19 protein-coding genes are annotated in these 22,986 nt (G+C 53.7%); 15 read left to right on the top strand and 4 right to left on the bottom strand.

Annotated features, from left to right (window positions below):
- Positions 1 to 83: 83 nt before the first annotated feature.
- Positions 84 to 752 carry a YtjB family periplasmic protein gene (locus tag NXS97_RS10030; RefSeq protein WP_013024512.1) on the bottom strand — a complete coding sequence of 223 codons (669 nt, stop codon included), beginning with the start codon at positions 750 to 752 and terminating at the stop codon, positions 84 to 86.
- Positions 753 to 859: 107 nt separating this feature from the next.
- On the opposite strand from NXS97_RS10030, the gene serB reads away from it, so the two are divergent.
- The 10 genes from serB (at position 860) to NXS97_RS09980 (ending at position 12,379) form a co-directional block, all read left to right on the top strand.
- Positions 860 to 1,837, top strand: coding sequence for a phosphoserine phosphatase (gene serB / locus NXS97_RS10025; protein WP_022622281.1), 978 nt, complete (start codon positions 860 to 862; stop codon positions 1,835 to 1,837).
- Between the two features lie 13 nt (positions 1,838 to 1,850).
- Positions 1,851 to 3,233 (top strand): DNA repair protein RadA, encoded by a 1,383-nt coding sequence (radA, locus tag NXS97_RS10020; RefSeq protein WP_013024514.1) that lies wholly within the window; start codon positions 1,851 to 1,853, stop codon positions 3,231 to 3,233.
- Between the two features lie 92 nt (positions 3,234 to 3,325).
- Complete coding sequence (gene nadR, locus NXS97_RS10015; protein ID WP_014606644.1) at positions 3,326 to 4,564, top strand: multifunctional transcriptional regulator/nicotinamide-nucleotide adenylyltransferase/ribosylnicotinamide kinase NadR; 1,239 nt, start codon at positions 3,326 to 3,328, stop codon at positions 4,562 to 4,564.
- Positions 4,565 to 4,892: 328 nt separating this feature from the next.
- A complete protein-coding gene (locus NXS97_RS10010; protein WP_029570984.1) occupies positions 4,893 to 5,825 on the top strand; it encodes a winged helix-turn-helix domain-containing protein in 933 nt (310 codons plus the stop codon).
- A complete protein-coding gene (locus NXS97_RS10005; protein ID WP_029570985.1) occupies positions 5,822 to 6,271 on the top strand; it encodes a hypothetical protein in 450 nt (149 codons plus the stop codon). Before NXS97_RS10010 ends, NXS97_RS10005 begins: the two co-directional genes overlap by 4 nt.
- Before the next feature lie 242 nt (positions 6,272 to 6,513).
- Positions 6,514 to 7,068: a fimbrial protein gene (locus tag NXS97_RS10000; protein ID WP_014606641.1), complete on the top strand. Its 555-nt coding sequence runs from the start codon at positions 6,514 to 6,516 to the stop codon at positions 7,066 to 7,068.
- 39 nt (positions 7,069 to 7,107) lie between these two features.
- On the top strand, positions 7,108 to 7,797 hold the full coding sequence (locus tag NXS97_RS09995; protein WP_019106382.1) for a molecular chaperone: 690 nt from the start codon (positions 7,108 to 7,110) through the stop codon (positions 7,795 to 7,797).
- 5 nt (positions 7,798 to 7,802) lie between these two features.
- Positions 7,803 to 10,331, top strand: a complete 2,529-nt coding sequence (locus NXS97_RS09990) for a fimbria/pilus outer membrane usher protein (protein ID WP_033776867.1) — start codon at positions 7,803 to 7,805, stop codon at positions 10,329 to 10,331.
- 7 nt (positions 10,332 to 10,338) lie between these two features.
- A complete protein-coding gene (locus NXS97_RS09985) occupies positions 10,339 to 11,622 on the top strand; it encodes a fimbrial protein (RefSeq protein ID WP_029570987.1) in 1,284 nt (427 codons plus the stop codon).
- A gap of 1 nt (position 11,623) precedes the next feature.
- Positions 11,624 to 12,379, top strand: coding sequence for a molecular chaperone (locus NXS97_RS09980; RefSeq protein WP_029570988.1), 756 nt, complete (start codon positions 11,624 to 11,626; stop codon positions 12,377 to 12,379).
- A 45-nt stretch (positions 12,380 to 12,424) separates the two neighbouring features.
- On the opposite strand, the gene NXS97_RS09975 is transcribed toward NXS97_RS09980, so the two are convergent.
- Positions 12,425 to 13,426: a zinc-binding alcohol dehydrogenase family protein gene (locus NXS97_RS09975; RefSeq protein ID WP_014606636.1), complete on the bottom strand. Its 1,002-nt coding sequence runs from the start codon at positions 13,424 to 13,426 to the stop codon at positions 12,425 to 12,427.
- Positions 13,427 to 13,521: 95 nt separating this feature from the next.
- On the opposite strand from NXS97_RS09975, the gene NXS97_RS09970 reads away from it, so the two are divergent.
- Positions 13,522 to 14,418 carry a LysR family transcriptional regulator gene (locus NXS97_RS09970; protein WP_029570989.1) on the top strand — a complete coding sequence of 299 codons (897 nt, stop codon included), beginning with the start codon at positions 13,522 to 13,524 and terminating at the stop codon, positions 14,416 to 14,418.
- 36 nt (positions 14,419 to 14,454) lie between these two features.
- Here NXS97_RS09970 and ettA read toward each other — a convergent pair whose 3' ends face one another.
- A complete protein-coding gene (ettA, locus tag NXS97_RS09965) occupies positions 14,455 to 16,122 on the bottom strand; it encodes an energy-dependent translational throttle protein EttA (protein ID WP_013024525.1) in 1,668 nt (555 codons plus the stop codon).
- Between the two features lie 238 nt (positions 16,123 to 16,360).
- Positions 16,361 to 17,125, bottom strand: a complete 765-nt coding sequence (gene deoR, locus NXS97_RS09960) for a DNA-binding transcriptional repressor DeoR (protein WP_024472311.1) — start codon at positions 17,123 to 17,125, stop codon at positions 16,361 to 16,363.
- Between the two features lie 385 nt (positions 17,126 to 17,510).
- On the opposite strand from deoR, the gene rbsK reads away from it, so the two are divergent.
- From rbsK to NXS97_RS09940, 4 genes are all read left to right on the top strand, one after another.
- Positions 17,511 to 18,428, top strand: coding sequence for a ribokinase (gene rbsK / locus NXS97_RS09955; RefSeq protein WP_013024527.1), 918 nt, complete (start codon positions 17,511 to 17,513; stop codon positions 18,426 to 18,428).
- A gap of 9 nt (positions 18,429 to 18,437) precedes the next feature.
- Positions 18,438 to 19,763, top strand: coding sequence for an L-fucose:H+ symporter permease (gene fucP / locus NXS97_RS09950; protein ID WP_013024528.1), 1,326 nt, complete (start codon positions 18,438 to 18,440; stop codon positions 19,761 to 19,763).
- Positions 19,760 to 20,773: an aldose 1-epimerase family protein gene (locus NXS97_RS09945; RefSeq protein ID WP_029570990.1), complete on the top strand. Its 1,014-nt coding sequence runs from the start codon at positions 19,760 to 19,762 to the stop codon at positions 20,771 to 20,773. The genes fucP and NXS97_RS09945 overlap by 4 nt, the downstream gene beginning before the upstream one ends.
- Positions 20,774 to 21,432: 659 nt before the next feature.
- Positions 21,433 to 22,986 carry an aspartate aminotransferase family protein gene (locus NXS97_RS09940; RefSeq protein WP_019106388.1) on the top strand — a complete coding sequence of 518 codons (1,554 nt, stop codon included), beginning with the start codon at positions 21,433 to 21,435 and terminating at the stop codon, positions 22,984 to 22,986.

Genomic DNA, 22,986 nt, shown 5'->3' with positions numbered 1-22,986 from the left:
GGGCCTTTTTTCATCGAGTGGGTTGGTGAGGCATGAGAGCAATGTCTGGCAGGCGGTAAAGTAAACCGCGCCGGGCCGTCGCGTCAGACCGAGGGGTTTGCGGTATCGTCCTTTTTCTCGTCCTCATCATCATCCTCTTTCACAGGCGTACTGGCCGTGAGCAGGAACGGAGACTGCTGCCAGCGCGTGCGGCGGTCACGCAGTAACGTACGGCTGAGGATGATGCCAATCGCCAGCGCCAGCAGCATCATCAGGCGCAGAATATTCGTGGTGTTATCCACCTGACGCGATTCGGTGACCAGCACGTGCGTATCCAGCGTCACCCGCAGAAACCCTGCGGGGCCGTTGCCGCCGGTGAGCGGTTGAACGATTTGGTGATTGAAGTAGCTTCCCGCGCGTTTGCCATCCAGCGCCAGCCGATCGCGCACGTTAATATTTTCGCCGCTGTGCGCCACCAGGCTGCCATCGCCTGCATAGACGGACGCATCCAGAATACGGCTGTTTTCGGTCATCTGATTAATAATGGCTTCAATCTGACTGCGGTTGTCTTCGCTGTTATCCATCAGGGGCTTAAGACTGAACGCCACCTGGCGGGTCAGCGTTTGAGCCAGCTCTTCTGCCTGTTCAGAACGCGCCATTTGATGGCCAAGGCTAAACCAGGATGCGCCTTGCATAAGCACCACTAACAGCGCCAGCGAAATCAAAACGATCACCGTGCGATGTAAGCGAAATTTCAGTGCGGTTTTAGCCATTAATTATCCGAATCACGTTACGACAGAAAGCCTGGATATTATGTTGCCAGAAGCAGCGCAGACAAGGTAGCCTCTTGCGTGGTTTTGTTGTTCCTACAGGAGCCCTGATGTCAAATCATCTTACCTGGTGCGATCTGCCTGCTGATGTCTCTCTCTGGCCGGGGTTGCCCCTTTCACTCAGCGGTGACGAAGTCATGCCGCTGGACTATCGTGCGGGTCGAACCGGCTGGTTACTCTATGGTCGCGGCCTGGATAAACAGCGTTTGACCGATTATCAGCACCAGCTTGGTGCCGCGATGGTGATCGTCAGTGCCTGGAACGTAGACGACTACCAGGTGATTCGTCTGGCAGGTTCCCTGACGCCGTTTGCCAGCAAACTGGCGCACGATCTGGCGCTGGATGTGGCACCGCTCGGGAAAATCCCGCATCTGAAAACGCCGGGCCTGCTGGTCATGGACATGGACTCCACCGCGATCCAAATCGAATGTATCGACGAGATAGCCAGACTGGCGGGCTGCGGCGAGCAGGTGGCAGAGGTCACCGAGCGGGCGATGCGCGGCGAGCTGGATTTTACCGCCAGCCTGCGCCAGCGCGTGGGCAAGCTGAAAGATGCCGACGCCAATATTCTTAAACAGGTACGCGATGAGCTGCCGTTAATGCCAGGCTTAACCACGCTGACCAAAAAATTGCAGGCGCTGGGCTGGCAGGTGGCTATCGCCTCTGGCGGCTTTACCTATTTTGCGGAGTTCCTGCGCGACAAGCTGCATCTGTCGTCCATCGCGGCTAACGAACTGGAAATCCGCGACGGTAAACTCACGGGTGAAGTGCTGGGCCAGATTGTGGATGCCCAGTACAAAGCCGAGACGTTAAAAAAACTGGCGAAGCGGTTCGGGATTGCGCCAGAACAAACCGTCGCCGTGGGTGACGGGGCGAATGATTTGCCGATGATCAAAGCCTCGGCGCTGGGCATTGCTTACCACGCCAAACCGAAGGTCAATGAGCAAACGGCCGTCACCATTCGCCATGCCGATTTAATGGGCGTGTTTTGCATCCTGACCGGAAGCCTGATTCACGAAGAGCGTTAACTGAGGAGTTGTTTTGGCCAAAGCGGCAAAACGCGCATTTGTTTGTAACGAGTGTGGCGCAGATTATCCGCGCTGGCAGGGGCAATGCAGCGCCTGTCACGCCTGGAACACCATTACCGAGGTACGGATTGCCGCCTCACCCGCTGCAGCGCGCAATGAGCGCCTCAGCGGTTATGCGGGCAGTGCCGGGACCAGTCGGGTGCAAAAGCTGTCCGAAATCAGCCTGGAAGCCTTGCCCCGTTTCTCGACCAGCTTTAAAGAGTTTGACCGTGTGCTGGGCGGTGGCGTGGTGCCCGGCAGTGCCATTTTGATTGGTGGTAATCCCGGGGCCGGTAAATCCACTTTGTTGCTGCAGGTCATGTGCCGCTTAGCGCAGAACATGAAAACGCTGTATGTCACCGGCGAAGAATCTTTACAGCAGGTGGCAATGCGCGCCCATCGGCTGGGTTTGCCGACTGAAAACCTGAACATGCTGTCGGAAACCAGCATCGAACAGATCTGCCTGATCGCCGAGCAGGAAGCGCCGCAAATCATGGTCATCGACTCCATCCAGGTGATGCACATGGCCGATATCCAGTCTTCACCCGGCAGCGTCGCCCAGGTGCGCGAAACCGCCGCTTATCTGACGCGCTTTGCCAAAACCCGCGGCGTGGCGATTATCATGGTGGGCCATGTCACCAAAGACGGATCGCTGGCCGGGCCGAAGGTCCTTGAGCACTGTATCGACTGTTCGGTGCTGCTGGATGGCGATGCCGATTCGCGCTTCCGCACCTTGCGCAGCCATAAAAACCGTTTTGGTGCCGTGAATGAACTGGGGGTTTTTGCCATGACGGAGCAGGGCATGCGTGAGGTGAGCAATCCTTCCGCCATTTTCCTGTCGCGCGGTGAAGAGATTACGTCGGGCAGTTCGGTCATGGTGCTGTGGGAAGGAACCCGGCCATTGCTGGTCGAGATTCAGGCGCTGGTGGACCATTCGATGATGGGGAATCCCCGTCGTGTTGCCGTCGGGCTTGAACAAAACCGCCTGGCGATTCTGCTGGCGGTACTGCATCGTCACGGTGGATTGCAAATGGCGGATCAGGATGTGTTCGTCAACGTCGTGGGCGGCGTGAAAGTCACAGAAACCAGCGCCGACCTGGCGCTGATGCTGTCAATGGTTTCCAGCCTGCGCGATCGCCCTTTGCCGCAGGATCTGGTTATCTTTGGCGAAGTCGGGCTGGCCGGCGAAATTCGCCCGGTGCCCAGCGGCCAGGAACGGATTTCAGAAGCGGCTAAACATGGCTTCAAACGGGCGATTGTGCCTGCCGGTAACGCGCCGAAAAAGCCGATTGAGGGCATGCGCGTCTACAGCGCGAAAAAGTTGGCGGATGCGCTGGCGATTCTCGATGATCTTTAAGCTTTCCCCAATGCCCTTTTGCCGTAGCGCAAAAGGGCCGGTGAGGGACAACTGTCCTCACGTCGTTGATCATTTTTTGCAGGAGGCACCACATGTCGGCGTTTGATTATTTAAAAACGGCCATTCGCCAGCAGGGCCACACGCTACAACAGGTGGCCGATGCCAGTGGCATGACCAAAGGGTACTTAAGCCAACTGCTTAACGCGAAAATTAAAAGCCCCAGTGCACAAAAGCTGGAAGCCCTGCACCGTTTTCTCGGTCTGGAGTTTCCACGTCGCGACAAAAAAATTGGGGTGATATTTGGTAAGTTTTATCCGCTACATACCGGCCATATCTATCTGATCCAGCGTGCCTGTAGTCAGGTCGATGAGCTGCATATCATTATGGGCTACGACGAGCCGCGCGATCTGAGCCTGTTTGAAAACAGCGCCATGTCGCAGCAGCCTACCGTTAGCGATCGTCTGCGTTGGTTACTGCAAACCTTCAAGTACCAGAAAAATATTCGCATTCATGCCTTCGATGAAGAGGGCATTGAACCCTATCCACACGGCTGGGATGTGTGGAGTGCAGGGGTGAAAACCTTCCTGGACGAGCAGGGAATTGCCGCAGACTGCATCTATACCAGTGAAGCACCCGATGCCGAAATGTATCAACAGCACCTGGGCATTGAGACGATACTGATCGATCCAAAACGATCGTTTATGAATATCAGCGGCGCGCAGATTCGTCAGGATCCCTTCCGCTTCTGGGAGTATATTCCCACCGAAGTGAAGCCTTTCTTTGTACGCACCGTGGCCATTCTGGGCGGTGAGTCGAGCGGAAAGTCGATGCTGGTGAACAAGCTGGCGAACATCTTTAATACGTCCAGTGCGTGGGAATATGGCCGTGACTATGTTTTTTCCCATCTGGGCGGCGATGAGATGGCACTGCAGTATTCTGACTACGATAAGATCGCGCTGGGCCATGCACAGTACATCGATTTTGCGGTGAAATATGCCAATAAAGTGGCGTTTATCGATACCGACTTTGTCACCACCCAGGCCTTTTGCAAAAAGTATGAGGGACGCGAGCATCCTTTTGTTCAGGCAATGATTGATGAGTATCGCTTTGACCTGGTCATTTTGCTGGAGAATAACGTGCCCTGGGTGGCGGACGGATTGCGCAGCCTGGGCAGCTCTGTGGATCGCCGTGAGTTCCAGAGCATGCTGATCTCGATGCTGGGTGAAAACCACATCGATTTCGTTCATGTGCAGGAAGAAGACTACGATACGCGTTTCCTGCGCTGTATTGAACTTGTGAAAGGAATGCTGGGCGAACAGAGCCCGCTCTAAGGCTTTTACCTTCATACCAGGGCGGGGAAGGAACAAGACGTCGCCCCTTTAATGGCTATTTTTTATTCATATTATTTGCGCCCTCTCTAACCTGAACATGAGAAATAATGGCTCGTGAAAAACCACGTGCAGCCAAATAACGCGCGTAACATTAGAAAACAAAAAAAGAGATTTTGAATTCTCAGGTAACATTATTACGTATTTAAAAACTGATATTATTTCATTTCTTCTGTGTGTTGCTGTTAAATGTAAGTTCAATATTTTTAACTGGTTTATATTGAGGGAATGTTCTTAAGATAGAAATAATGATATACCCGGATGTAATAAGATGAAAAAGATTGGTATTGGTAGCGATGTGGTTTTTTATCCTGGGAAAAGGGAAATTATTAGTCATGATCAGACGGTGAAGTTGCACTCATCGGCCTCCTATTGTTTTGAATTGCTGATCGCGCGCCAGGGCGAAATTGTCGATCATGAAGCATTTTATCAATATGCCTGGCGCCGGTTCGGTATGGAAGTCAGTGCCAATGCCTTATATCAAAGTATTTCCCTGATCAGAAAAGCGCTGCTGGCATGCGATATCCGCCAGGACGTGATCAGAACAATTCCGCGTCGCGGCTTTATGCTTTCAAACGCAATCCTCATTGAGGAATCGACGACTGCGCCTGAAAAGCGTATTTCTGATGAGGAAGCAGTGGCTGGTAAATGTGCCCAGGAAGAAGAACAGCGCATTCCGCTCTCACCTTCGGCCAGTGAAGATGAGGTTTTGCCAAATACGACGCAGCCCGTTATTCAGGATGATGAGAATATTTCAGAAAACCTCATTAATGACATGCCGCATTCTGAACCAAAATCAAAAAAACCGATCGGCGATCCTGAATCTGCTATATTAACACTCAGAAAAAGCGCAAATCGCTATGCGATTTCCCCCCGTCATCTGTTTGTGACAGGGCTGACGGGGTTGACGATACTGATTTGTGGTTTTGCCATCATGGTCTTTTCACTTTACCGCCAGGAAATGGATTTTGTTAAACGCTTTGATATGAATGGATGCGAAATATATGGCAATGAAAAAGCGGATAACAGTCTGGTGGCACGAGTCGCTGTCGATATTAAAGTCGGTTGTACGGAGCGACGAAAAATTTTTATTACAGCGTTCACCAATGGTGAAAGAATTTCAGTTTTACAGTGTAAAAATACCCTTTCACTTTTCGGCTCCCCGGACTGTGTTTCGTATTATTATATAAGGAGTCAGTGGTGAAGTTAACCTTTCTGTTAGCTGTAATCGTGATGACAGCAGCAGGCATTGTCGTATTTATGTTTCGACAGGATTCTGTCCATTGTATAGCAAACATTAATTACATCAGAGGCGGTGAGACATTTTCAGTGATCGCCTCTCACGATATGCGAAACGGTCAGGGTATTATTGCGATTACGGGCCGACTCACCGATAGCGCGCATAAGGTTATCAGCCTGAGTAAAATTATCCGTTTTACTTATCAGCGCGAGGGTGATCTGTATCTTGCGCGATCAACATTAATAGAACCCTCACCGGATAATCAAATGTCTTTAGAGGAGCAACAAAAGTGGCTGCCGGCATTTTTCATTACCGTCGGGGCGACATTTCCGTTTGTCATTAAAAGGATAGGCCTGCAGACGTGGGTATTCTATTCTGGGCCGGTACCGCTTTACCTTTGCGAAAAGTGATGTCGTCAATGTGGCGTTCGCTGTCGTCGCGCGCACGGCCTGGCCTGTTGTTATCTTATGAAATGTCTCTTTTTAGCAACACAGGGTTAACATTATCATATTGAATTTAAATATATTTTTTGTTTTCTAAAGCCTTCTTCACATAAGGTCAGAACACTTCACACACAGTTTCTCTCCCATGCCCCTTATGATTCTCGCCGCCAATGAGCATGTTTATTAATCAGAATCACAAGAGGGAACCAATGAAAGCCAGGTCTTTATCACTCGGCATGACAATTGCCTTATGCGGTGCAAGTTTTATTTCTTTTAATGCTTTTTCCGCATCACAAAATACCATTCGCTTTCAGGGCGAGGTCAATGCACAAACCTGTAACGTTAATGTCAATGATGCAACCGGTAGCCCGATTATTCTGCTGCCAACGGTTTCCACTACCGCGCTGAGTACGGCAAAATCAACCGCCGGAAAAACGCCTTTTACCATTAACTTAACCGGTTGTGTTGCACCGGCATCAGGATCAACGCAGGCAATTAATATCAATCTGGTCGGCAACAATATTTCATCGACTGGTGATTTACTGAATACCGGAACAGCGAAAAACGTGGCACTGCGTTTGCTGGATAGTAGTGATAAAGCGATCGATTTATCTGGCGGTGCGGCGACGGTCAGCGGCATGACGCTGGCGAGCGGAAGTACCAGTGCATCACAAAATTTTTCGGTCGAATATTACAGCGACTCTGGAAGCGCTGGTGCAGGTACAGTTTTGAGTAGCGTCCAATATTCTGTCAGCTATCCATAACTATCAGGCCCTCTTTATTTAAGAGGGCAGGAGAAACCTGTGTTTAAATCTAGCGTTATTTTGTTGCTGATGCTGTCAGCCACTCTGTGTCAGGCGAGTGTGGTACTAAACGGCACCCGGATAATTATTGATGGTTCGAAAAATGAAAAGACCATCCAGTTTACTAACGCAGGCGATCAGCCTGCGCTTATTCAAATTCAGGCAGTGAATCCTGATGCAAATTCAACGCCGCCCTTTGTGGCGCTGCCGCAAATTTTTCGTATAGCACCGGTCGCCGGTCAAACGGTGAAAGTCAACGTCACTGAAAAAAATTTGCCGCAGGACAGAGAGTCGCTGTTTTATCTGGACTACACGGAGCTCCCCTCTGTTAAAAAGGGCGATGAAGATAAAAATAAACTTTATCTGATTATCAAGAACAGGGTGAAAGTCATCGTTCGTCCCGGGGATCTCGATTTCTCTGTGGATAAAGTCAGACAGGCACTTTCCTGGCGTATCCAGGGGCACACAATCCTCCTTAAAAATGCGTCTCCCTTTTACGCCAATATTCGCTCGTTTGTCCTGGTAAAAGGTAATCACACGCTTCCCTGGGACGATGCCGTCACGCTGGCACCTTTTAGTGAACAGCGCATTACGCTGAAAAGCCATTCACCCCTCTCTGGATATGCGCTTAATGCCGTCCTGATTAATGATTTTGGCGCCGACGAAAAAATCAACGTAAACGAAAAATAGCAGAAATGAATAAAGCCACATTATTGTTATTCTTCGCTTCAAGCCTGATTGCAGCCTGGGCAAGTCAGGCGGCTGATGCGCAAAATGACTATACGTTTGATCCTGCTTTAATCCGTGAAATGATGCCGGGACAGGTTGCGATGCCCGTTGATTCACAGGATGCCTGGTTTCAGCCTGGCCGTTACGATGTCGATCTTTACCTCAATGGTAAGTTCCAGCAATCCACGGCTCTGCAAATCGTGCGCGCCGAGGGGCCGCTCTCCGTGTGTCTTACCTCGCCGTTTTATCGGGCGTTTGGCGTCAAAACCCCTTATCTGTCAGCCCTGAAGGCGGAAGACTGCGCACGGCCTGAGGCATTTTTGCCCGGCGCGACCGTCAACGTGAATACGGCAAGCTTACGCGTGGATGTGACCATTCCTCAGGCGATGCTGGTCCAGCGGCCCGTAGGCTATATCGCGCCCGAAAACCTGACGGCGGGCGATACCATGGCTTTCGTGAATTACAACCTTAACCAGTTTTATTCCGATTATAAAAATGCGCAGCGTTTTGAATCCACCTATCTGGGCATTAACAGTGGTATGAACGTCGGGATGTGGCGTTTCCGTCAGCAGGGGAATTTCACCCATGACGAGTTCGGCAATCGCTGGCAAAGCGCCCGGGCCTGGGTGCAACGTGCGCTGCCCACTTTACGAAGTGAGGCGGGGATAGGGGAACTTTTCAGTAACGGTGACTTATTTACTGCTGTCAGTTTTAACGGCGTCAGTCTGGACTCTGACGATCGTATGCTGCCGGATTCTGTTCGGGGTTATGCCCCGGTGGTGCGCGGCGTGGCAAACAGTAATGCACGGGTAACAATCTGGCAGGGCAAGCAGCGGATATACCAGACAACCGTGCCGCCGGGTCCGTATATCATCAATGACCTGAGTCCGGTGAGCTATGGCGGCGATCTCAGCGTTGAGGTTCAGGAGTCTGACGGCAGCCTTCATCGATTTAGCGTGCCTTATGCGGTGTTACCGCAGTCGCTGCGTCCTGGCCGGACGGACTACAACTTTGCTGCCGGTAAAGTCAGGGATTACAGTAAATACAACGCCTTTACCGAATTAACCGTTAAGCACGGACTGACCAACGCCATCACCCTTAATGGCGGCGTACGGCTGGGCCAACGCTATCATGCTTTGCTGGCCGGCGGCGTCTGGGCCTCTGACATCGGCGCAGTGGGATTTAACAGCGCGTATTCTGAAGCCGATCTGAACGGCGGTGAGTCGACCCAGGGATGGCGTTACGCACTGAGTTACAGTCGAACCTTTCAGCCTACCAATACCACACTGACCTTTGCCGGATACCAGTATTCCACTCAGGGTTACCGGGACCTTAACGACGTGATTGCACTGAATAATGCAGAAACGCCTGGCCGCAACCTTATCAACAGCGAATATATGCAGCGTAACCGCCTGCAAATGACCCTTAATCAAACGCTGGGGCAGTGGGGCAATGTCTATCTCTCTGGCTCGAAGCAAAATTACTATGATGGACGCTCCCGGACGACGCAGTTTCAGGTCGGCTATGGCACGGTGCTGCCCAAAAATATCGCGCTGAATATTTCGCTCTCCCGCCAGTATTCGCGCAGAGCCTACTCAACCGATCCGCGCATGGCGGTGATGGCCCAGCATGCAGACGATACCTTTTATAAAGATACCCAGTTGCAGGTCAGCCTCTCTGTGCCGTTGGGCTCGGACGCCACCTCACCCTATCTGGCTCTGGGCGGCACGCGGGGAAGCCAGAACGGCAGTAACTACAACGCGTCGCTCAGCGGACTGAGCGGCGAGAGCGGCACCAGCTATAGCGTGAATGTGAATCGCGATCAGCAGCAACGTGATACGACGTTAAGTGGCAGCCTGGGCAAAAAGTTTTCAGAAGCCAGCGTGACCGGTACCGCATCGACCTCTTCGCGGTTTAACCAGATGTCCGTTAACGCGATGGGCGCAGCAGTGATCCACAGCGGCGGCGTGACGCTGGGCAATTATCTCGGCGACACCTTCGCCCTTGTCGAAGCGAAAGGCGCCAGGAACGCCCACGTTCTCAACAGCCAGGGTACCGAGATCGACCGCTTCGGCTATGCCCTGGTGCCGTCGCTTAACCCCTATCACTACAACCGGATTTCGTTGGGAGCCGGCGGCAGCGATAGCCATGTTGAGATACAGGACAGCGAGAAAATCGTCGCGCCCTATGCCGGTGCGATGGTGAAGGTGTCGTTCAGAACCTTACGCGGTTATCCGCTCATGTTAAAGACCCGCACCAATCGCGATAACACGGTGCCGATGGGCGCAGATCTGCTGGACGAGTCGGGCAATCGGGTGGGGACATTTGGTCAGGGCGGCAATGCCTGGTTGCGGGTGGCTAAAACTCAGGGGCAACTGAAGGCCGTCTGGGGAGAGGGCGCACAGTCAACCTGTTTAATTGATTACCGCATCCCGAAACCCAAGCCCGACGCGGTGATCACCTACGCGGATGCCGTCTGTCGTTTTAGAATCTGAGGTATAAATGATGAAGCGCATTTTAGCGGTAATAACAGTATTTTTTTGGACGGTGTGGCTCCCGGCTCACGCGACCTGCACGCGTATACAGCCGGTCGATCAAGGCTGTGATGCCTGTGGTGCGCCCCTGAATTTCGGCAATATCGGGTTAATGAATCTTCGCTATCAGCCCGCCGGCACCGTGCTGGCCCGTTCGGTGTTTCGGGTGGTGCCGTCTGTGGCTAACAATAATCCCGATCGCGTGTTGTACGAGTGTGACCTTGCTGATAAAGACCAACTGTTTGAAGTCTTCGCCACCAACGGTGACAGCAACGTTGGCGGTGCCTGGGACATGGGGAACAACTATTTCCAGACCTATTTTCCTTTTACCGCATTAAAGCTGGTTCACGTGCGCAGTGGTAAGCCTTTTACCCGTATCTGGCAAAAAGTGCCGCTCACGCAGTATGAGATAGACGGGAACAAAATCAAGATCAGGGGGCGCGATTTCAGCCCCATCAGCGCGGAGCTCATTCGTACCGACAGCAACAACCGCACGCCCGGTTACGCGTCATGGGGCTGCCCCTGGGCGGCAGCCGATAATTATACCGGCGCATACAGTTGTAATCAGCCCAATGGCTATGTGGTGTTTATGGGGCCGGGAATGAATGTGCCCGAAGCGGGTCAGGACAGCTGGAACCATTTTGAAACCTGGGGTTCCGGACGTTACATGGCCTTTGGGATGAATACCGCGCCGGTCGCCACCCTGACGCAAAATATGACCCAGGGCTGCCGGGTGGAAAATTATACCGCAAACGTCATTTTCCCTGGCATCAGCATCAACGGGCTTAATGAAGGCCAGGCCGTGACAGCGCCGCTCAGCATTACCCTGGCCTGTGCAAACGGGACCGAGAACATCTCGGGTATTAACTCAGGCCAGCTCTCTCTGGGCTTCCAGCCAAGTTACGCGGCTTGGCTGCAGGCCGAGCAACTGAGTTTGACGACGGGAGACGGGCTTTCGCGCTACCTGGTGTCCGATCGCTATGACAGCGATCCTTCACTGGCAAAAGGCGTCGGCATTCAGTTACAGACGTCCAGTGGTCAGCCTGTCTCCTTTTTGAGCTGGAGCAGCTTCAGCAGTAATGCGGGCTGGCGGCCGGTACTGGAGGATGCGCAGGTCATCAGCGGTGGCCAGCAGAGTGACGAAAAGCTGTACCAGCGTACGTTCAGTGCCCGTCTTGCAAAGATTCCCGGTCAAACAGTGACGGCGGGCCGTGTTGATGCGACCGCATCCATCCTTATTCGGCTGCAATAACATGAAAACGTTTTTTTGGTTAGTTATGTCTGTCGCGATTCATGCCCATGCCGCAGTGATTCCACAGCAAAGCCGGCTCATCTTTCATCCTGGCGAGGTACAAATTCCGTTGCTGTTGGTCAACAGTGGTGACGCGCCTGTACTGATCCAGACCTGGATAGACGGCGGTTCACCGGAACGATCACCCGGCAGTAAAGCCTTTCCCTTTGTTGCGCTTCCCGGCGTTTTTACGCTGAATAAAGATGAAAAAAAGCAGATTGCGGTTCTGCGCACCGAGCTGGCCGCACAGCTGCCAAAGGATCGGGAATCCCTGTACTGGCTCAATCTTTACGAGATCAGCGCAGTGAAAAAAAGCACGCTACGGGCGGGCAACGACAAGATCAGCATGGCGCTGAACACTCAGCTTAAAGTGATTAACCGGCCGTTCACGGACATTACGCCCTTTGCGGCACGGGTAAACGCGGTCACCTTTCAGGTAAGAAAAAAGCAGGGACAGTTTTTTATTCAGGCCATGAATCATAGCCGTTACTTTTTTACGCCGGGAAAAATGACGGTGACGGCAGGGGGGAAACGTTATCCCGTTTATCTGGACGGGGATAAAACGCTGGCACCTTTCACCCATAAAGCGTATCCCCTCATGGGTGATGCGCCGCCTTTAGCCACAGGTGAGGGCAGCCTTAACTTTACCGCGCTGGACGATCAGGGGAATCCTCAGGTTTTCACGGCAACGTTGAGCCAGGCTTCGGCTTCCCCGTAAAATAACCGTACGCGGGTGCCCCTATTGTCTGGCACCCGCGAGTGATCAGTAAACCATGACAACCTTGCCGCGCATATGGCCTTCCAGCACGCGCTGGTGAGCGGTCTCAAGCGTTTCCACACTCAGGCCATGAAGCGTTTCGTTGAGTGTACTTTGCAGCTTGCCTTCGTCCAGCAGGCTGGCGACGGTATTGAGGATTTCACCCTGCTGCGCCATGTCTGGCGTGTTGTACATGCTGCGCGTATACATGAACTCAAAATGCAGTGCGGCGCTTTTTAACTTCAGTTGATCCATCGACAGCGGATGTTCATTCTCGACGATGGTGCAGATATGGCCCTGAGGGGCGATGAGCTGGCTCATGGTTTCCCAATGGCCGTCGGTGTCGTTAAGGCAGAAAATATAATCGACCTGTTTGATACCGTGCTTTTCCAGCTCCCCAACCATGTCTTTGTAGTTAATGACAAGGTCTGCCCCGCGATCGCGGCACCACTGGGCGGAATCTTCCCGTGAGGCGGTGGCAATCACTTTGGCTTTGCTGCGCATTTTTGCCAGCGGAATGGCCAGCGAACCGACGCCGCCAGCGCCGCCCACGACAAGCAGTGTTTGATCTTCACGTGCGGCGGCCATATCCAGCCGTTCAAACAGGCCTTCCCATGCGGTCAGCGCCGTCAGGGGAATAGCGGCAGAAGCCGCCCAGTCGAGGGTTTTCGGTTTGTGGCCGGTGATGCGTGAATCGACCAACTGCTCCGTACTGTTGCTGCCCGGGCGGGTAATATCGCCCGCGTAGTAAACCTCATCGCCTGGCTTAAAGCCGCTGACTTTGCTGCCGGTTTCCAGTACCACACCGCTGGCATCCCAGCCAAGAATACGCGGCACCTGTAAACCATTTTTGATCGCCCCTTTGTGGACTTTGGTATCCACCGGGTTGACCGAGGCGGCTTTCACCTGGACGCGCAGGTCATATTCGCCAGGCGTGAGGGTTTCTGGAAAAATTTCGACGAAGTTTTTTGGGTTTTCGGGATCGACGGCAATCGCGCGAACAGACATGGTTTATCTCCTGTAGTGTTTTCTCAAGTGTAGAACCCTGAGGCGATACTGATAAGATGGACAATCGTTATTAGCGTGTTCGTCTGAGGTGAACAATGGCGTTTCGTCAGTGGCAGGATATGGCGCTGTTTGCGTTAGTGGCAGAGTGTGGCAGTTTTACCGCCGCGGCAGAACGGGCGGGCTTACCCAAATCCAGCGTCAGTCAGCGCATCAGCCAGCTTGAACAGCGGCTGGGCATTCGCCTGTTAAACCGCACCACGCGCCAGTTAAACCTGACGTTTGCGGGCGAACGCTACCTGCTGCATTGCCAGGAGATGATGCAGGCCAGCGAACGTGCTGAGCAGGCTATTGCCAGTCTGCGGGAAAATCCCAGCGGTCGCCTGCGCATTACCAGCCCGGCGGGTATTGGCGCAACCTTACTGGCCCGCTGCAACGCCGCGTTTTTACGGCGCTATCCGGATGTGACGCTGGATATTTCCATTTCGGATGATATCCGCGATCTGGTGCAGGACGGTTTTGATCTGGCCTTGCGCACCGGCCAGCCGCAGGAGTCGTCTCTGATTGGTCGGCGCGTTGGCTACTGCCAGCGCTCGCTGGTGGCCGCGCAAGCCTATCTCGATCAGCATCCTCCGGTGACCCATCCTCAGCAGTTGGCCGCGCACCGTTGCATTGCGCACCGGGCCTGGAACGAGTGGGTGCTAAAACGGCACGATCAGTATCACCGTTGGCTGCTCCCGCCTGCACACCTCACCGACAATTTACTGTACGCACGCGAATCGGCGTTAGGCACTGCCGGTATTACGCTTCTGCCGCGCTTTTTAATCGACGGAGAGATGCATGATGCGCGCCTGGTGCAGGTCTTGCCGGAATGGGAAATGGAGGGGAATGAACTGTGGCTGGTGTATCCCAGCCGAAAACTGAACTCACCTGCGCTGATGAAGTACATTGAATTTGCGTTGCAGTCGCCAGTGTTTCGCGAATTCTACCACTGAAGAAAAGAGAAGGGCGGCATCGCTGCCGCCCCTGTGTTACTTAATAATACGCTTGTACTTAATACGCTTCGGCTCCAGCGCATCCGCGCCCAGCGTGCGTTTCTTGTACTCTTCGTATTCGGTAAAGTTACCTTCGAAGAACTCGATCTTGCCTTCATCCTGGTAATCCAGAATGTGGGTCGCGATACGGTCAAGGAACCAACGGTCATGCGAGATCACCATGGCGCAGCCAGGGAACTCAAGCAGGGCGTTTTCCAGCGCGCGCAGGGTTTCAATGTCCAGGTCGTTGGTTGGCTCATCGAGCAGCAGCATGTTGCCGCCAACCTGCAGCAGTTTTGCCAGATGCAGACGACCACGCTCACCACCGGACAGCTCGCCGACACGTTTGCCCTGATCCACGCCTTTAAAGTTAAAGCGTCCGACATAGGCACGGCTTGGCATTTCAGTGTTGCCGATGCGCATAATGTCCTGACCGCCGGAGACTTCTTCCCATACGGTTTTGGCATTATCCATGCTGTCACGGAACTGATCGACAGAAGCCAGCTTCACGGTTTCACCCAGCACAATCTCGCCGGAGTCCGGCTGTTCCTGACCGGACATCATGCGGAACAGCGTTGATTTACCGGCGCCGTTCGGGCCGATGATGCCGACGATGGCGCCTTTCGGTACGGAGAACGACAGGCCGTCAATCAGGACGCGGTCACCGTAGGATTTACGCAGGTTGCTGACTTCCAGCACTTTGTCACCCAGGCGGGCACCCGGCGGAATAAACAGCTCGTTGGTTTCGTTACGTTTCTGGTAGTCGGTGTTGTTCAGTTCTTCAAAGCGAGCCAGACGGGCTTTGCCTTTAGACTGCTGGCCTTTTGGCCCTTTACGTACCCACTCCAGCTCTTTCTCGATGGATTTACGACGTGCGGCTTCGGAAGAGGCTTCCTGTGCCAGACGGGCATCTTTCTGCTCCAGCCATGAGGAGTAGTTACCTTCCCACGGAATACCTTCGCCGCGGTCCAGTTCCAGAATCCAGCCAGCAACGTTATCCAGGAAGTAGCGGTCGTGCGTAATCGCTACCACGGTCCCTTCGAAGTCGTGCAGGAAGCGCTCCAGCCAGGCGACAGATTCGGCATCCAGGTGGTTCGTCGGTTCGTCCAGCAGCAGCATGTCGGGCTTTTCCAACAGCAGGCGGCACAGCGCGACACGGCGACGTTCACCACCAGACAGGTTTGCGACTTTTGCGTCCCAGTCCGGCAGGCGCAGGGCATCGGCGGCGCGTTCCAGCTGCGTGTTCAGGTTATGGCCATCATGTGCCTGAATGATCTCTTCCAGACGTCCCTGCTCGGCAGCCAGCTTATCGAAATCCGCATCTTCTTCAGCGTATAAGGCATAAACCTCATCAAGACGTTTCAGCGCACCGACCACTTCGGACAGGGCTTCTTCAACGGACTCGCGCACGGTGTGCTCAAGGTTAAGCTGCGGTTCCTGTGGCAGGTAGCCGATTTTAATACCGGGCTGTGGGCGAGCTTCACCTTCGATATCTTTATCAATACCGGCCATGATGCGCAGCAGCGTAGATTTACCCGCACCGTTCAGGCCGAGTACGCCAATTTTCGCGCCGGGGAAAAAGCTAAGGGAGATGTTCTTGAGAATATGTCGCTTGGGCGGAACTACTTTGCCGACGCGATGCATGCTATAGACGAATTGAGCCACGTTGTATTGAGCCTCTGGGTCTGTTTGTCGTTTGGATGATGTCGAAGTTTAGCCTTTTTCGCCGCCTATTCACAGCCGATGGGCCGGGATAATTCCGCGCAGTCGCGCAGTCGGGCGTAACTGTTTGATTTGTGTCCGCTGTCAGACGGAGCAGCAAACGGCCGCCTTAGCGCAGCGCGTCTGCTGTCCGCGACGAGAATTTAGCAACAGCCTGTTGCCGCCGCGTGACAGAAAAGCGTCAGGGAAGGCGGACGGGAATGTGCTGTTGGGTTAACCACTCACGCAGGGCGGGTTCGGGCGCGCTGTCGCTGACCAGTAAATCAAAGCGGGCGAGCTCGCCAATGCGCGCGGGCAGCACTTTGCCATATTTGCTGCTGTCGGCAACCAAAATACGTTGGCGGGCGCGCAGCATGGCATGGTGTTTCATCGGCAGCTCGTTGAGGTTGTAGCAGGTCGCTCCCTGATCCCGATCTACGCCAGCCGCAGAGATAAACGCCAGGCTGGGACACAGGTCATCCAGAATGGAATGGCCGCCGACGGGCGTGAATAAGGCATTGTCTGCATGAAATTCCCCGCCGCTCAGGATCACGTTGCAGGCGGGTTTTTCTTTCAGCGCCAGAAAGGTATTCATGGCACAGCAGATGGCGGTAAAGGGCAGCTCATCCGGAATCGCATCCACGACATAGGGCAGGGTGGTGCCGCAGTCGAAAAACACCGTGTCGTTTTCACTAATCAGGCTGGCTGCTGCCTGAGCGAGCCGCTGCTTGCGGGCCGCATTTTGGCCATGTTGATCGGAGATGAAATAGTGTCCGGCGTGGTTTCGGGGATCGCTCACAATATAACCGCCCAACAATACCACGCTCGATGTCGGTTCACTTAAGTCCCGACGCACGGTCATTTCGGAGACGTCCAGCAGCTGTGCGGCATCTTTCAGATGTAATTTATCGGTGCGCTTAAGTGCCAGAGCCAGTTTGCGAATGCGTTCGTCGCGGCGGGTTTCCATTGTCATTTCTGAACCTGTATTCCTTGAAGAAGACGTCATACGTCAGTGCCTGTCACATTGTTATCGCGCAATTAAATTTACCTGAAATCGCCGTGGTTTTATTGAGGCTGTGACAAATTTCAAAAAATATAAGGTGTTGCGTGCTCACCGGGTAAGATTTTTCATCTTACCCGCAATGTTATTACCCCGCAAACCTGCACTAAAGCTAAGAATAACGCGCCGTTCAGATAGCTTGCTTTGTTATAATAGTAACATCTTGAGGGCGAGAAATCCGATATATCGCGGAATCTTGTCACGTTAAATGTGAAATTTATCACATATTAAACGCCGTTGAATTGATAGTGTTATTTTTATAACATTTTAGCTGTTCATTACCGGGGGAAAAATGGATATCGCCGTTATTGGTTCAAACATGGTGGATTTAATCACCTATACCAACAGCTTTCCTAAAGCTGGAGAGACGCTTGAGGCACCCGATTTTGCGATTGGCTGTGGGGGAAAAGGGGCCAATCAGGCTGTGGCGGCAGCAAAACTGGGTGGCGAGGTGATGCTGGTCAGTAAAGTCGGCGATGACCTGTTTGCGCCCACCACGTTGGCTAATTTGCAACAGCAGGGCGTGGATACGCGTTATGTCACAACCGAAAAAGGGGTTTCCAGCGGCGTGGCCCCCATTTTTGTTGATGATCAGTCGCAAAACCGCATTTTAATTATCAAAGGCGCGAATCAGCACCTCAAGCCGGCGGATATTGATGCTGCGGGTGATGCGTTGAAACGCTGTCGGTTGATCATTCTTCAGCTCGAAATTCCGCTGGAAACGGTGTACTACGCTATCGATTTTGCCCGTCAGCATGATATTCGCGTCATCCTCAACCCTGCGCCCGCCGTGGCAGACCTGGATATCCGCTATGCCTGCCAGTGCGACTTTTTTATGCCCAATGAGACGGAGCTGGAAATTCTTACCGGGATGCCGGTGGGGACGGATGATGACGTCAGGCTGGCCGGTGCATCCTTGCTGAAACGTGGCCTGAAAAACCTGATCGTTACGCTGGGCAGTCGCGGATCGTTGTGGATGACCGGAGAGACACAGCACCAGGTTGCGCCTGTGCCGGTTAAGGCAGTGGATACCAGCGGTGCGGGTGATGCGTTTATCGGCTGCTTCGCTCATGAACTGGTGAAAACGGGCGATATTCCTGCGGCGATGGCCAAAGCCTCCGCCTACGCGGCCTGTAGCGTGACGGCGCGCGGCACACAACGTTCTTATCCTGATACAGCGGAATTTCAGCGCTTTCTTGACCTTCAGTGAGGTACAGCCATGCACCAGAACATTGTTCAGCAAAATGACGGTTATCTAAATAAGACTCCGCTGTTCCAGTTCATTCTGCTTTCCTGCCTGTTCCCCTTGTGGGGCTGTGCGGCAAGCCTGAATGACATTCTGATTACGCAGTTTAAAAGCGTTTTCGCCCTGAGCGATTTTGCCAGCGCCCTGGTGCAGAGCGCCTTTTACGGCGGCTATTTTCTGATTGCGATTCCTGCCTCGCTGGTGATCCGTAAAACCAGTTACAAGCTGGCTATATTAGCCGGTCTGGCGTTGTACATCCTGGGCTGCCTGCTGTTTTATCCCGCCTCGCATATGGCAACCTACACCATGTTTCTGGCGGCGATTTTTGCCATTGCCATTGGGTTAAGCTTTCTGGAGACGGCGGCGAACACCTACAGCTCAATGATCGGACAGCGTCAGCATGCCACGCTGCGTCTTAACATCAGTCAGACGTTTTATCCGGTGGGGGCGCTGATGGGCATTGTGCTGGGAAAATATCTGGTGTTTCAGGATGGAGAAAGCCTGGAAACGCAAATGGCAAACATGACGGCGGCGCAGGCGCATGCTTTCCGCCTGTCCATGCTGGAACATACCCTGGAACCCTATAAATATCTGGTGATGGTGCTGGTGGTTGTCATGCTGCTGTTTATGTTCACCCGCTATCCACGCTGCAAGCCGCAAAGCAACGAAAAATCGCTGCCAACGCTGGGGGAAACCTTTCGCTATCTGGCTAAAAATCGCCATTTTAAACGCGGTATTCTGGCGCAGTTTTTGTACGTCGGTATGCAGGTGGCGGTGTGGTCCTTTACCATCCGTCTGGCGCTTACGTTGGGAGCTGCCAATGAGCGCGAGGCATCCAGCTTTATGATTTACAGCTTTATCTGTTTCTTTATTGGCAAGTTTGTCGCCAACATTTTAATGACGCGTTTCCGGCCAGAGAAAGTGCTTATCGCCTTTTCACTCCTTGGCATCGCAACGCTGGGCTACGTGATGCTGGTGCCCAATTTCACAGCAGTCTACGCCGCGGTGTTTGTCAGCGTGCTGTTTGGCCCGTGCTGGGCGACGATCTATGCCGGGACGCTCGCGACCGTTGACAGTAAATACACCGAAGTCGCGGGAGCATTTATTGTGATGTCCATTGTGGGTGCGGCCTTTGTGCCCGCGCTGCAGGGCTTTGTTTCCGATCACCTGGGATCGATGCAGCTGGCATTCGGCGTATCGCTGCTGTGTTTCGCATGGGTTGGGTTCTATTTTTGGGGCGAGCTGCGCCACAAAAAGCAGCCTCGCCTTAGCGGAAACCTGGCGGAGGAGGGGCGATGAAAACCCGTTTACCGCTTTGTCGCGAACAGTTCACCTACACGCCTTGCCTGCTGCTGGAGAGCGAGGACTTCAGCGTCGAGCTGTTTCGTTATCCTGCGGGCATTGAAGCCATTCGCATTCACAACCGACGGGGCACGGTAATTGTGTTGCCGTTTCTGGGCCAGATGGTGTGGGACGTGAATTTTGACGGCCGCGCATTAACCATGGGACATCGCTTTAAACAGCCGCTGCCGGGTGATTCGATTATCGATACCTATGGCTGCTTTGCCTTTCACTCTGGCCTGCTGGCGAATGGCTGCCCTGCAGCGGAAGACACGCACGCGCTGCACGGCGAAATGGCCTGCGCACGCATGGATACAGCATGGATTGTGCTGGAGGGCGACAGACTTTCGGTGGAGGGCGAAACCGAATACATCAAGGGGTTTGGTCACCACTATCGGGCGGCTCCGGCGGTAAGATTAGGGGCCAGTCAGGCACGACTGGTGCTGGAGATGAGCGTCACCAACCTGGCTGGCGCGCCGATGCCGTTGCAGTACATGTGCCACATCAACAGCGCGTGGGTGGCGCAGGGGCAGTTCAGGCAGACGATACCGGATGAGGCATTTCAGCTGCGCCGCTCCCTACCGGCACATGTGCGGCCCACGCCGCAATGGACCGCTTTTACCGCTTCCCTTGCCAGCGATCCCGCAGCTTTACGCCGGTTGGATCAACCCGAGATGTACGATCCAGAGATTGTCTTCTTTGCCGATCATCTGGCGCAGTACGGTGAGAACGTTCAGTTTGAACTCCATTCTCCGGACGGTTACGCCCTGATGACCCGCTTTTCTACTGCGCAGTTCCCACATGCCACGCGCTGGATACTGCATAACGCGGATCAACAGGTTGCTGCCCATGTGCTGCCTGCCACCTGCCGTCCCGAAGGCTTTGCTGCGGCAACGCGCGCCGGAACGTTAATCGTGCTGATGCCCGGCGAGCAGCGCCATTTTCAGGTCGAAACCGGTCTGCTGTAAAACCCGTAAGGCGACGCTTCAGGGTCGCAACCTTACCGGGTGAAACAGGCTGTTGTTACCGCATCGTCTTTTTCCCCAGGGATTCCGGGAGCGTCATGCGCCCCGGATAATCCCTGTGGCGAAACGCGCTGGATAAGCCTGTCGGTATCTTCGTTCGCGCTGGCTTCTTACTGAAGCCAGCCTCTTCAGACCGGATAAACACACCGATATGCCGCGTCATATCAGAACCCCGCCGTCACGCCTCCTGTTTTTTGCCCGGCTGAGAGCCCTTCTTCTTTTGTTTTCGCACCGATGGAGGTGATTTTCGCCATCTCTTCCTCTTCCAGCGCCGAATATAAGCTGTTTTATGTGATCAAGATCACATAAAAAGACATTAGCCACCTTTATGAGAATGCTTACCCTTTTAAAAGTTGAATGATAATGATTATTATTAATGTTGTCATTATCGTTAAAAAGCGCATATTTAATGCAAATTAACCACATAAAATGTAGTTTTTAATGATTTTTTTAAACATAAATTCTTAATTTTCTTGATCTCATGGGTTAGCCAGCTCGGCTAAAGGTTACTGAATCTGAACTGACTCGCGCGGTCTGGCGCATGCTGCTGCCCTGTTTTCACGGTGGCCGGGCGGCCTACGTCTTTAACAAAGGAACAGGATATGGTGTTACGTAAGCAAAATCTGTCGGTGCCTCGCCGACATCTGCCTGATGAGGTCCTGACTGCTCAGGACTTTATCTTTAACGACGCGCAAATCCCTGCGTGGCATCAGCAAACGCAAGAGGCGCTGGCGCTGATCTCCAGCACCGTTCAGCGCGTTGAAAAGCCCTTCAGCGGTATTCTGCCCCACGAGCTGGCTCCGGCTTTCAGCGCTGTCGATCTTGACCAGCCGCTGGGAAATAACGAGGCCGCGCTGGAAGAGCTGCGGACGCTTTATCTGCGCGATGCCGTCTGGTTCCACCATCCCAAATACGTGGCGCACCTTAACTGCCCGGTTGTACTGCCGTCTCTGCTGGCCGAGCAGATCATGGCGGCAGTCAACAGCTCCGTGGATACGTGGGACCAGAGTGCGGGCGGAACGCTGATAGAACAGAAGGTGATTGACTGGACGCTGGGCCGCATCGGTCTGCCTGCGAGCGCAGACGGCATCTTTACCAGCGGCGGGACGCAGTCGAACCTGATGGCGATGCTGCTGGCGCGCGACAGCTGGTGCGCCGCACATCATCCGGGCCACCTGATCAAACATCAGGGCCTGCCTGCCGATGCGGCAAAATGGCGCGTGTTGACCTCCAGACTGAGCCACTTCAGCATCCAGAAATCGATGGCCATTCTCGGCCTGGGCTACGATGCGGTCATCCCGGTAGCGTATGACGACCATTACCGCATGGACAGCGTGCAGCTTGAGCAGGAGATTCAGCGCTGTCATGAGCAGGGCCTGATCCCCATCGCCGTCGTTGCCACCAGCGGCACCACCGATTTCGGCAGTATCGATCCGCTGGAAAGCATCGCGAAACTTTGTCAGCAGCACGGCATCTGGATGCACGTCGACGCGGCATACGGCTGCGGCCTCCTGGTTTCCGAACAGCATCGCCAGCGCCTCAACGGCATTGAAAAAGCCGACTCGGTGACGGTGGATTACCACAAGTCATTCTTCCAGACCGTAAGCTGTGGCGCGTTCTTTGTGCGCGAGAAACAGCACCTTAGCCATGTGACGCACCATGCTGATTACCTCAATCCGCTTAGCGCCCAGCAGGAAGGGACGCCAAACCTGGTCAATAAAAGTATTCAGACCACGCGTCGGTTTGACGCGCTGAAAATGTGGCTGACCTTACGCATTATGGGGCCGTCTGCACTGGGTGAGGCATTAGATACCATTCTGACGCTGACTCAGGCAACCCATCAGCGGCTGAACGCCCATCCGGCGATTGAGGTTCTGCATGCGCCTGAACTGACCACCCAAATCTTCCGCTTCGTGCCACGCCCTGGCATGAATCCCGCACAGCTGGATGCCATCAACGCCGGTATCCGCAAGGCGCTGTTCCGATCCGGTAATGCGGTGATTGCCGGGACCAAAGTGGAGGGGCGGCAGTACCTGAAATTTACTCTGCTGAATCCCACCACCTCGGTGGCTGACATTGAAGATGTGATCGCCCTGATCGCCCATTACGGTCGAGAACAGGCGCGTGACGTGACATTACCCGTGGCTAACCAGTGA

Origin of the sequence: Pantoea sp. B623, from assembly GCF_024814475.1 — a bacterium.
Lineage (GTDB): Bacteria > Pseudomonadota > Gammaproteobacteria > Enterobacterales > Enterobacteriaceae > Pantoea > Pantoea ananatis.
The sequence above is the reverse complement of the archived record's forward strand: the minus strand, read 5'-3'. Positions and strand labels throughout refer to the sequence as shown.

What these genes read in the sequence shown, in the direction of transcription:
- NXS97_RS10030 (WP_013024512.1), bottom strand. Translation starts at nt 752, where the DNA reads ATGGCTAAAACCGCACTGAAATTTCGCTTACATCGCACGGTGATCGTT.
- serB (WP_022622281.1), top strand. Translation starts at nt 860, where the DNA reads ATGTCAAATCATCTTACCTGGTGCGATCTGCCTGCTGATGTCTCTCTC.
- nadR (WP_014606644.1), top strand. Translation starts at nt 3,326, where the DNA reads ATGTCGGCGTTTGATTATTTAAAAACGGCCATTCGCCAGCAGGGCCAC.
- NXS97_RS10010 (WP_029570984.1), top strand. Translation starts at nt 4,893, where the DNA reads ATGAAAAAGATTGGTATTGGTAGCGATGTGGTTTTTTATCCTGGGAAA.
- NXS97_RS10000 (WP_014606641.1), top strand. Translation starts at nt 6,514, where the DNA reads ATGAAAGCCAGGTCTTTATCACTCGGCATGACAATTGCCTTATGCGGT.
- NXS97_RS09990 (WP_033776867.1), top strand. Translation starts at nt 7,803, where the DNA reads ATGAATAAAGCCACATTATTGTTATTCTTCGCTTCAAGCCTGATTGCA.
- NXS97_RS09985 (WP_029570987.1), top strand. Translation starts at nt 10,339, where the DNA reads ATGATGAAGCGCATTTTAGCGGTAATAACAGTATTTTTTTGGACGGTG.
- NXS97_RS09980 (WP_029570988.1), top strand. Translation starts at nt 11,624, where the DNA reads ATGAAAACGTTTTTTTGGTTAGTTATGTCTGTCGCGATTCATGCCCAT.
- NXS97_RS09975 (WP_014606636.1), bottom strand. Translation starts at nt 13,426, where the DNA reads ATGTCTGTTCGCGCGATTGCCGTCGATCCCGAAAACCCAAAAAACTTC.
- NXS97_RS09970 (WP_029570989.1), top strand. Translation starts at nt 13,522, where the DNA reads ATGGCGTTTCGTCAGTGGCAGGATATGGCGCTGTTTGCGTTAGTGGCA.
- deoR (WP_024472311.1), bottom strand. Translation starts at nt 17,125, where the DNA reads ATGGAAACCCGCCGCGACGAACGCATTCGCAAACTGGCTCTGGCACTT.
- rbsK (WP_013024527.1), top strand. Translation starts at nt 17,511, where the DNA reads ATGGATATCGCCGTTATTGGTTCAAACATGGTGGATTTAATCACCTAT.
- fucP (WP_013024528.1), top strand. Translation starts at nt 18,438, where the DNA reads ATGCACCAGAACATTGTTCAGCAAAATGACGGTTATCTAAATAAGACT.
- NXS97_RS09945 (WP_029570990.1), top strand. Translation starts at nt 19,760, where the DNA reads ATGAAAACCCGTTTACCGCTTTGTCGCGAACAGTTCACCTACACGCCT.
- NXS97_RS09940 (WP_019106388.1), top strand. Translation starts at nt 21,433, where the DNA reads ATGGTGTTACGTAAGCAAAATCTGTCGGTGCCTCGCCGACATCTGCCT.